At 61.7% G+C, this 10,216-nt stretch carries 9 protein-coding genes and 1 pseudogene; 6 read left to right on the top strand and 4 right to left on the bottom strand.

Features of this window, described 5'->3' with window-relative positions; all coding sequences use genetic code 11:
- Positions 1–188: pseudogene (locus WA943_RS10835) on the bottom strand (cell envelope biogenesis protein OmpA); the annotation flags it as partial.
- A gap of 190 nt (positions 189–378) precedes the next feature.
- Here WA943_RS10835 and WA943_RS10830 point away from each other — a divergent pair.
- Positions 379–1,143 (top strand): SDR family NAD(P)-dependent oxidoreductase, encoded by a 765-nt coding sequence (locus WA943_RS10830; protein ID WP_424469890.1) that lies wholly within the window; start codon positions 379–381, stop codon positions 1,141–1,143.
- Positions 1,144–1,283: 140 nt separating this feature from the next.
- Positions 1,284–2,135 (top strand): SDR family oxidoreductase, encoded by an 852-nt coding sequence (locus tag WA943_RS10825; RefSeq protein WP_424469889.1) that lies wholly within the window; start codon positions 1,284–1,286, stop codon positions 2,133–2,135.
- 160 nt (positions 2,136–2,295) lie between these two features.
- Here the strand turns inward: WA943_RS10825 and WA943_RS10820 are convergent, their stop codons facing one another.
- Positions 2,296–3,639: an aspartate aminotransferase family protein gene (locus WA943_RS10820; RefSeq protein ID WP_424469888.1), complete on the bottom strand. Its 1,344-nt coding sequence runs from the start codon at positions 3,637–3,639 to the stop codon at positions 2,296–2,298.
- 192 nt (positions 3,640–3,831) lie between these two features.
- Between WA943_RS10820 and WA943_RS10815 the strand changes: the two genes are divergently transcribed.
- Complete coding sequence (locus tag WA943_RS10815; protein WP_424469887.1) at positions 3,832–4,698, top strand: isocitrate lyase/PEP mutase family protein; 867 nt, start codon at positions 3,832–3,834, stop codon at positions 4,696–4,698.
- Positions 4,698–5,126 carry a PaaI family thioesterase gene (locus WA943_RS10810; RefSeq protein WP_424469886.1) on the top strand — a complete coding sequence of 143 codons (429 nt, stop codon included), beginning with the start codon at positions 4,698–4,700 and terminating at the stop codon, positions 5,124–5,126. The genes WA943_RS10815 and WA943_RS10810 overlap by 1 nt, the downstream gene beginning before the upstream one ends.
- 175 nt (positions 5,127–5,301) lie before the next feature.
- On the opposite strand, the gene WA943_RS10805 is transcribed toward WA943_RS10810, so the two are convergent.
- On the bottom strand, positions 5,302–5,592 hold the full coding sequence (locus WA943_RS10805; protein WP_424469885.1) for a GIY-YIG nuclease family protein: 291 nt from the start codon (positions 5,590–5,592) through the stop codon (positions 5,302–5,304).
- 111 nt (positions 5,593–5,703) lie between these two features.
- Positions 5,704–6,480, bottom strand: coding sequence for a transporter substrate-binding domain-containing protein (locus WA943_RS10800; RefSeq protein WP_424469884.1), 777 nt, complete (start codon positions 6,478–6,480; stop codon positions 5,704–5,706).
- A 332-nt stretch (positions 6,481–6,812) separates the two neighbouring features.
- Here WA943_RS10800 and ileS point away from each other — a divergent pair, with 332 nt between their 5' ends.
- On the top strand, positions 6,813–9,725 hold the full coding sequence (gene ileS / locus WA943_RS10795) for an isoleucine--tRNA ligase (RefSeq protein WP_424469883.1): 2,913 nt from the start codon (positions 6,813–6,815) through the stop codon (positions 9,723–9,725).
- Between the two features lie 5 nt (positions 9,726–9,730).
- Positions 9,731–10,216 (top strand): signal peptidase II (gene lspA, locus WA943_RS10790; protein ID WP_424469882.1); only part of this gene is annotated, 486 nt, incomplete at its 3' end.

Raw genomic sequence — 10,216 nt, 5'->3', positions numbered from 1 at the left:
CGATTGCGCCGGTCGCTGCCCGTGCCGCCGCCGATCAGCGCGCCGCCCAATGCACCGGCAACCGCGCCGATAGCCGCGCCATAGGTCGCCTTGCTCGTCTTTTGTTCTCCCGTATAGGCGTCCTGCGTCTGGCAGGCGGCGAGTGCGAAGGAGCTGCACAACGCCAGCACAAGTGTCTGTTTCATCATATGAAGGATCCCGATTTAAGGGGGCGCTTGCGGCTCGGTGAGCCTGTGTGGAAACTGCGCCCGATGGTGTAGAAAGATTTCAGACTTCGTGTACCCCTCGGCCAAAATAGCAAAGCCGGGGCGGCGCGAGAACATAATTCGGCCAAGTGTCAAAAACTTGGCGCCTCAAAATTGAAAAGGGAGAAGGTCCATGTCGCTATTTGATCTGAAGGGCAAGGTCGCCATCGTCACCGGCTCGACCAAGGGCATTGGCGAGGCGATCGTGCATCGGCTTGCCGAACACGGCGCCAGGGTCGTGGTTTCCAGCCGCAAGGCCGACGCCTGCGACAAGGTCGCCGGTGAAATCAATGCAAAGCACAAGGATCAGGCGATCGCGGTCCCCTGCAACATTGCCGACAAGGGCGATCTTCAGCGTCTCGTCGATACGACGAACAAGACATGGGGCAAGGTCGACATCCTCGTCTGCAACGCAGCCGTGAACCCCTATTTCGGTCCGTCCAAGGACATTCCCGACGAAGCCTTCGACAAGATCATGGCCTCCAACGTCAAGTCGAACCATTGGCTGGCCCACATGGTTCTGCCGCAAATGGTGGAACGCAAGGACGGCTCGATCATCATCGTCTCGTCCATCGGCGGCCTGCGCGGCTCGGCCATTCTCGGCGCCTATTGCCTGTCCAAGGCGGCCGACTTCCAGCTCGCGCGCAATCTCGCGGTCGAATATGGCGCGCACAATATCCGCGCCAACTGCATCGCGCCGGGCCTCATCAAGACCCATTTCGCCAAGGCCCTCTGGGACAATCCCGACATTCTGGAGCGCTCGACCTCCAACGCGCCCCTGAAGCGCATCGGCATGCCCGATGAAATCGCGGGCGCGGCGGTCTTCCTTTCAAGTCCCGCAGGCGCTTTCATGACCGGCCAGCAGCTTGTCATCGATGGCGGCGTCACCGCAGGCTGACGACACCATCCCGCCCGCATTCTTCGCAATGCGGGCGGGCCGTTTCGTGATGCGGCCTTGATCTGCGATCTCTATATGACCATTTGACCCGAACGGGATGACCATTTGACCCGAACGGGTCATTCAGGGGGAATTGTTCAATGAAGAATATCGTCGTCACAGGCGCATCGACAGGCATCGGCTGGGCTACGGTCAAGGTGCTTACCGAAGCGGGTTTTCACGTCTTCGGCAGCGTGCGCAAGCAGGCCGACGCCGACCGATTGAAGCAGACCTTTGGCGACAAGGTGACGCCGCTGATCTTCGACGTCACCGATGCCGCCGGCGCAAAGCGCGCCGCCGATGAAGTGCGCGGCAAGCTGAATGGCGAGAAGCTTTTCGGCCTCGTCAACAATGCGGGCATTGCCGTGTCCGGGCCCATGCTCGAAATCGACATCGACGAATTCCGCAACCAGATGGAAGTCAACGTCACCGGCCCCGTCATCGTTACGCAGGCTTTCGGCCCGCTGCTCGGCGTCGACAAATCGCTGAAAGGCGCGCCGGGTCGCATCGTCAATATCAGTTCCGTCGCGGGCAAGAATTCCGCGCCCTTCCTCGGGCCCTATTCGGCGTCGAAGCACGCGCTCGAAGCCATTTCCGAAGCGCTGCGCCGCGAGCTTCAGCTCTTCGGCATCGATGTCATCATCATCGGCCCCGGCGCGGTGGCGACGCCCATCTGGGACAAGGCCGAGCAGATGGACATCACGCCCTATAAGGCGAGCCCCTATCTGCCGATGCTGGAGCGCATTCAGGATTACATGGTGAAAAATGGCCGCGCGCAGGGCTATCCGCCCGAGCGCATCGCCCGTCAGGTGCTGAAGGCGTTGACGCTGAAGAAGCCGAAGACGCGCTATGCGGTCGTGTCGGGTCGTCTGATGAACTGGACCATCCCCGGCCTGTTGCCGCGCCGTTTCGTCGACCGGCTGATCGGCAAGCGTCTTGGCCTTTTGCCCTGAAAAAAAGACCCTCCGCAAGCTGAGCTTACGGAGGGCGATGAATTGTCGCCGGGCCTCGGGGAGGGAGACGGCCCGGCTTGCCATCTGGAGGGAACAATCAGGAGATAGGGTCTCGCCGCGCTGATACAAGATGCGACATCCTGTCCCCCGTTGCCTCAGCTCACGCAAGCCTGTCGAGAACGCGCCGGAACCGGCCGAATATTTCCTCGATCTGCGCCTTTTCAACGATCAGCGGCGGCGAAAAGGCGATGCTGTCGCCCGACACGCGCACCATCAGGTTCTCTTCGTGGAAGGCAAGGCGCATCGCATCGAAGCCGCGCTTGCCCGGCAATCCGTCGATGGGCGCAAGATCGACCGCGCCCGCAAGCCCGATGCTGCGAATATCGAGAATGAGCTTGTGCCCCTTGAGGCTCATCAGCGCCTCGGCAAAGACGGGCTCCAGCGTCCGCGCGCGCTCGAACAGGTTCTCCCTGCGATAAAGGTCGAGCGTCGCAAGTCCGGCCGCCGCCGCCAGCGGATGGCCCGAATATGTATAGCCGTGGAACAGGTCGATCAGATGATCCGGCCCCGTCTGGAAAATGTCGTAGATATGCTTGCGCACCACCGCGCCGCCCATCGGCACCGTGCCGGACGTGATGCCCTTGGCGAATGTCAGAATATCCGGCGTCACGCCGAAGCGCTCCGCCGCCGTCGCATAGCCGAGCCGCCCGTAGCCGGTAATTACCTCGTCGAAAATCAGCAATATGCCGTGCTTGGTGCATAGCTCGCGCAGGCGCTGGAGATAGCCCTTGGGCGGCGGCAGCACGCCCGTCGATCCTGCCATCGGCTCGACGATCACGGCGGCAATCGTCGAGGCGTCATGCAACTCGACCAGCCGCTGCAATTCGTCGGCGAGATGCGCGCCCCATTCCGGCTGGCCGACCGTGAAGGCCTGCTCGGCGCGATTATATGTATGCGGCAGATGATCCGTGCCCGCGAGCAGCGGCCCGAAAAACTTGCGGTTCGCCACCATGCCGCCGACCGAGATGCCGCCAAAGCCGACGCCGTGATAGCCGCGCTCGCGCCCGATGAGCCGCGTGCGGCTCGCCTCGCCATTGGCGCGGTGATAGGCGATGGCAATCTTCAGCGCCGTGTCGGCTGCTTCCGAGCCCGAATTGCAAAACAGCACATGGTCGAGATCGCCGGGCATCAGGCTCGAAATGCGGCTCGCCAGTTCAAACGCCTTCGGGTGGCCGAACTGGAATGTCGGCGCGAAATCAAGCTCGCCCGCCTGCGTCTGGATAGCCTTCACGATCTCCTCGCGACAATGGCCTGCATTGGAGCACCACAGCCCCGCCGTGCCGTCCAGCACTTCCGTCCCGTCCGGCTTGTAGTAATAGGCATCCTTGGCGCGGGCGAGCATGCGCGGCTCGCGCTTGAACTGCCGGTTGGGCGTGAAGGGCAGCCAGTTCGATTCAAGATCATTGGGGGACGCAATGCCCCCGGCGGCTATATCGGCGCTCATGCTATTCTCCTGACAAGGATTTCAACGATAGAAGCGCCGGACCAGGCGGAAATCAAGGCCAGCCGCGCGTGACATTTTGCATTCGTTCAGTATCCTACCCGCCATGGCGACAGACATGCTGAGAAGTTTCAGACGCGCCCATTGCGGCTCGTTGCTCTCTGCCAGCACGCCACTCAAGCCTTAAGAGTTGCCATGAAAACCCTCGCAACGCTCCTCTCCGAACCCGGTCTCATCATCGCCCCCGGCGCTTATGACGCGCTGTCTGCAAAAATCGCCGCGCAGGCTGGTGCCCCCGCCGTTTACATGACGGGCTTCGGCCTTGCAGGCAGCCATCTCGGCCTCCCCGATATCGGCCTGATGAGCGCCAGCGAAATGACCGACCGCGTTCGCGCTATGAGCGCCGCCTGCGCCCCCGTGCCCTTGATCGCGGACGGCGACAACGGCCATGGCGGCCCGCTCAACGCTGCACGCTTGACGCGGCTTTATGAGCAGGCAGGCGCGCAATGCATCCAGATCGAGGATCAGGTCTTCCCCAAGCGCTGCGGTCATATGGAAGGCAAGGAAGTCGTCTCCACCGTCGAGGCCGCGCAGAAGATCGCCGCCGCCGCCGATGCGCGCTCGTCGAAAGACTTCAAGATCATGGCCCGCACCGATGCGCGCGCCACGCATGATCTCGACGAGGCGCTGCGTCGCGGCGAAGCCTTCCTGAAGGCCGGCGCCGATATTCTCTTCATCGAAGCCCCGCGCGACATGAAGGAACTCGAACGCGTCACCAAAACCTTCAAGGGCGTGCCGCTTCTCGCCAACATGGTCGAAGACGGCAAGACGCCCTATCTCTCCACCAACCTGCTCGAAGAACTCGGCTTCAAGATCGCAATCTTCCCCGTCGCCGCATTGCTCGCCGTCACGAAGCGCCTGCAGGACGTCTATGCGACATTGCTGAAAGGCGAGGGCGTTGCCGCCGACGACAGCCGCGTCACCTTCCAGCGCTACAACGAAATCGTCGGCCTGCCGGAGCTTCTCGCCAGCGCCGCCAAAATCGCGGGAGACGAGAAGTAATGCCGAGCTGGTCGAATATTCTGAAGCGCATCGCGGCAGGTGAAATGGACAAGGCTCCGCCCCATGTCGCCGCCCTCAATCTCTATGCGGGCAAGCTCACCGTGCTGGAGCCCGGCCGCATCCGCTACGACTGGCCCGTCGATCCGCAATACATGAACCCCGTCGCAATCTTCGGCGGCTACCTCGCGACACTCGCCGATCAGACATGCTCATTTGCGCTGATGACGCTTCTGGCCGACGACCAGAACTTCACGACGATAGACCTCCAAACCCACTTCTTCCGCCCCGTGACGACCGGCATCCTCGCCTGCGAAGGCCATGTGGTGAACGTCTCGAAAACGCAAGCCTATGTGGAAGCGACCTTCACCAACGCCGACGGAAAGATCGCGCTGAAGGCGAGGGCGGTAGAGCGGATTATTGCGGCTTGAGTGATACTCCCTACCTCCGTCATTGCCCGGCTTGACCGGGCAATCCATCTTCGGGCCGAGGACACACTCACTGCGTGAAAGATGGGTGCCCTGGTCAAGCCGGGGCATGACGAACTGGGGGTAGAAGCGATTCAACTATAATCGTCATTGCCCGGCTTGACCGGGCAATCCATCTTCAACCCAGCAACGTGTCGTAAAGATCGTCCCATAGCGGATTGGCCGAACGAATAAGATCGATCTTCCATGCGCGCGGCCAATGCTTAAGCCTCTTCTCGCGCTGAATGGCATCCACGATTTCCTCATGCCGCTCGACATAAACAAGTCGCTTCAGCGCATATTGCTTCGTAAAGCCATCAACGACGCCTTCGCGATGCTCCCAGGTTCGCCGCGCAATATCTGACGTAACCCCAACATAAAGCGTCCCGCGCGCCATATTGGTCATGATGTAAACCCAGCCGCCCTTCATGCACGCATCGTCCGAAAGATGGATGCCCCGGTCAAGCCGGGGCAAGACGAACTGGGCCAGGCACAACGCAACAATAGCGGTCACGGCCCGGCTTGACCGAGCCCTCCATCTTCACTCCACCCAAGCCCCAATCCGCCGCTTCAGCTCCCCGCTCGCCCTCAATCCCTCCAGCCACCCATCCACCCGTGCCTTCAACGCCGCATCGCGCGGCATGAAATACGCCTTCTCCGCCCGGTCGAACGGCGCGTCAGGATGCACCGCGCACAATTGCGGATGCAGCTTCGCCTGCAGCCTCGTCTCGATCGCATCCGTGATCATCAGATCGGCGCGCCCCGCCACGATCTCCTGAAAGATCGTCACATTGTCTGGATGCATCACGATCGTCGCCGCGTGAATATGCGCGCGCGCAAACTTCTCGTTGGTGCCGCCCGGATTGACGACAAGCCGCACGCCCTTTCGGTCGATCTGCTCCAGCGTCTGAAACCGCGCCACATTTGCGCAAGCCGTGATCGGTGTCTTCCCGTCGCTCAGCACCGGCTCCGAGAACAGCCCGATCTTCGACCGCGCCTCCGTCACCGAAATCCCGCCCATGGCGATGTCGAACTTGTCCGCCTCAAGGTCCGCGCTCAGCGTCGGCCAGCTCGTCGCCACGAAAACCGGACGCACGCCCAGCGCGCCCGCAAGCGAGCGTCCGAGATCGACATCGAGGCCGCTGAATTCGCCCGCCTTCTCATCGAGCGCCGAAAAGGGCCGGTAATCGCCGGTAAGTCCGATGCGGATTTCCCCGGCCCTTGCGATCCGCTCAAGCCGCGCACCATCCGCCCCCGCCGCACTAAAGGGCGAAAACACGAAAAGCAGCAGAAACAGGCAAAGCGAAGAGGCGCGCATGGGGTCCAGCCGGGTCAGCTTGAGGGGCTTCTTGTCTAGAGCAATTCCAGGAAAAGTGGAGACCGGTTTTCCGTCTGGAATTGCGAGAAAACAAAGAGCTAGAGCAAGTTCGCGATTCGGAGAAAAGCGAAATTGCTCTAGCCTCCCTTTACTGGACTGTTAAGGGCCCGGCTGATAGAAACCAGCCCATGAAAGACAAGCGCTGCATATGCAATTTCGGGTCGCGAATTAGCGGCCCGGCTTGCCGCTGAGGGGTCGGACTGGCTCCGTCGAAGCGGTTGGCCGGGATGCGCTACGCCCATTGACGTCAACCCCGAATTGCCGAGAGCGAAATGGCCACCGATTCCGATAGCAAGACTGAAGCCCCCGCAGGTCGCGATTACCGCGAAACGATCTTCCTGCCCGAAACGCCTTTCCCCATGAAGGCCGGGCTGCCCGAGCGCGAGCCGCAATGGCTCGCCCGCTGGGAGAAGATGGACCTCTACAAGCGCCTGCGCGCCGAGGCCAAGGGCCGCGAAACCTTCACGCTGCATGACGGCCCGCCCTACGCCAATGGCGACATCCATATCGGCCATGCGCTGAACAAGACGCTGAAGGACATCATCGTCCGCTCGCAGCAGATGATGGGCAAGGACGCGGCCTATGTTCCGGGCTGGGATTGCCACGGTCTGCCCATCGAATGGAAGATCGAGGAAAAATACCGCAAGAAGGGCCAGAACAAGGACGAGGTGCCGCCGCTGGAGTTTCGGCGCGAGTGCCGCGAATTCGCGCAGCATTGGGTCGATGTGCAGCGCGAACAGTTCAAGCGCCTCGGCGTCTCCGGCGATTGGGATAATCCCTACCTCACGATGACCTTCGATGCCGAAGCCGCCATCGTCCGCGAGTTCCAGAAGTTCCTGATGAACGGCTCGCTCTATCGCGGCTCGAAGCCCGTCATGTGGTCGGTCGTCGAGAAAACCGCGCTGGCCGAAGCCGAAGTCGAATATCAGGACCACGTCAGCCGCGCGATCTGGGTCAAGTTTCCCGTCGTCTCCGGCGCCGACGCGCTCAAAGGCACGAGCATCGTCATCTGGACGACGACGCCCTGGACCATCCCGGCAAACCGCGCAATCGCCTATTCGCCGAAAATCGCCTACGGCATCTATGAAGTGAAGGCGCTCGGCGAATTCAGCCGCGCCATTGTCGGCGAAAAGATCGTGCTCGCCGACAGCCTCGCTGAAACCGTGCGCAAGGACGCAAAGATCGCTGAATGGAAGCGCCTTTCAGACGCGCCCTCGCTCGACGGCGTCGTCGCTGCTCATCCCTTCCGCGGTCAGGGCTATGAGTTCGACGTGCCGCTGCTCGCGGGCGATCACGTGACGGAAGAGGCAGGCACAGGCTTCGTCCACACAGCCCCCGGTCATGGTCAGGACGACTATATGATCTGGGTACAGAATTTCGGCCAGAAGGGCATCCCCGAAACGGTGAACGAAGAGGGCGTCTATTACGACGACGTGCCGCTCTTTGCGGGCAAGTTCGTGCTGACGCGTCAGGGCAAGGAAGGCACGGCCGACGCCGCCGTCATCGACGCGCTGATCGAGGCGGGCGCGCTTCTCGCGCAAGCCAAGCTCACGCACTCCTATCCCCATTCATGGCGCTCCAAGGCTCCGCTCATCTTCCGCAACACCGCGCAATGGTTTGTCTCGATGGACGCGCCCATCGCGCAGGCAGGCGGCGCGAAGCTTCGCGACGTCGCGCTGTTGGAAATCGACAAGGTGCGCTGGGTTCCCGCGCGTGGCCGCAACCGCATCTATTCCATGGTCGAAACCCGCCCCGACTGGGTGCTTTCGCGCCAGCGCGCATGGGGCGTGCCGCTCACGCTCTTCGTCCACAAGACGGATGGCTCGCTGCTGCGCGACGACAAGGTCAATGCCCGCGTCGTCGATGCCGTTGCGGTCGAAGGCGCGGATGCATGGTTTGAAAAACCCGTCAGCTATTTCTTCGAAGGTTCAAACCACAACGCCGCCGACTACGAGAAAGTCACCGACATTCTCGACGTCTGGTTCGATTCAGGTTCGACCCACGCCTTTGTGCTTGAAGAGCGCGGCATGCCCTGGCCTGCCGATCTCTATCTCGAAGGCTCAGACCAGCATCGCGGCTGGTTCCAGTCCTCGCTGCTCGAAAGCTGCGGCACACGCGGCAAGGCGCCTTATAAGCAGGTGCTGACGCATGGCATGACGCTGACCGACAAGGGCACGAAAATGTCGAAGTCGCTCGGCAACGCGATCGAGCCCGCGACGATCATCAAGCAGAACGGCGCCGACATTCTGCGCCTCTGGGTCGCCTCCACCGACTATTGGGACGACCATTCGATCGGTCAGGAAATCCTGAAGTCGAACGTCGAGGCCTATCGCAAGCTCCGCAACACCTTCCGCTATCTGCTCGGCAATCTCTCCGGCTTCGATGAGGCCGAACGCGTCGCCGTTGCCGACATGCCCGAGCTTGAGCGCGTGATCCTGCATCGCCTATCGGAACTCGATGAGCTGGTGCGCAAGGCCTACGACGATTACGACTTCAAGCGCATCTTCCATGCGCTGACGAACTTCATGAACATCGAGCTTTCGGCGTTCTACTTCGACATCCGCAAGGACACGCTTTATTGCGACGCGCCCTCATCGGCGCGCCGCCGCGCCTGCCGCACCGTGCTGCATGAACTCTTCATGTCGCTGACGGCATGGTTCGCGCCGATCCTCTGCTTCACCGCCGAAGAAGTCTGGCTGACGCGCTTCCCGTCCGAAGACGGCACCGTCCATACGCGCCTCTTCCCGACCATGCCCGCCGACTGGCGCAACGACGCGCTGGCTGAAAAATGGCGCAAGGTGCGCGAGCTTCGCCGTACCGTCACCGGCGCGCTTGAAGTCGAGCGCCGCGAAAAGCGCATCGGCGCGAGCCTTGAGGCCGCGCCCGATGTCTATGTCTCCAATCCCGAGCTGAAAGCGGCGATGGAGGGCATCGATCTTGCCGAAATCGCCATCACCAGCGGCGCGACGCTGATCGATGGCGAAGGCCCCGCCGACGCTTTCCGCCTTGACGATGTGCCCGGTGTTGCGGTCGTCTCGAAGCCTGCACAGGGCAAGAAATGCGCCCGTTCGTGGAAAATCCTGCCTGAAGTCGGCTCCGTTCCCGGCTTTCCCGACCTCAGCCCGCGCGATGCGGCAGCGGTTATCGAATTCGACGCCCGCAAAAAGGCCAGCTCACAGGGGTAAACGCCATGGCTCGCTCTTATTCCGTTGCCGGTCAGCCCGTCTGGGGTCCGTTTTCGGCCTTCGGGGCGGGCATCGCCGTTCTCGCCTTCGCGCTGGACCGCCTCAACAAGTGGTGGACGCTCGACGTTTACGGCATTGCCGAGCGCGGCAAGGTCGAGATCACGCCGTTTTTCGATCTCGTCATGGCCTGGAACAAGGGCGTCAGCTACGGGCTTTTCCAGGCCGAGACGATGGCCGGGCGCATCGGTCTCGTGGTCTTTGCGCTGGCTGTCGTGACAGGCCTTGGATTATGGCTAGCAAAGGCCGGCAATCGCCCGCTTTCTCTGGCCATCGGCCTCGTCATCGGCGGCGCTCTGGGCAATGTCTGCGACCGTTTGGTCTATGGCGCGGTTGCGGACTTTTTTAGTTTTCACGCCTTCGGTTTTTACTGGTATATCTTCAACGTTGCGGACATCTGGATCGTTATGGGCGTTGGCCTGATCCTTTTGGAG

This window comes from Parvibaculum sp. (genome assembly GCF_049651025.1).
In the GTDB taxonomy this organism is placed as follows: Bacteria; Pseudomonadota; Alphaproteobacteria; order Parvibaculales; family Parvibaculaceae; genus Parvibaculum.
The sequence above is the reverse complement of the archived record's forward strand: the minus strand, read 5'-3'. Positions and strand labels throughout refer to the sequence as shown.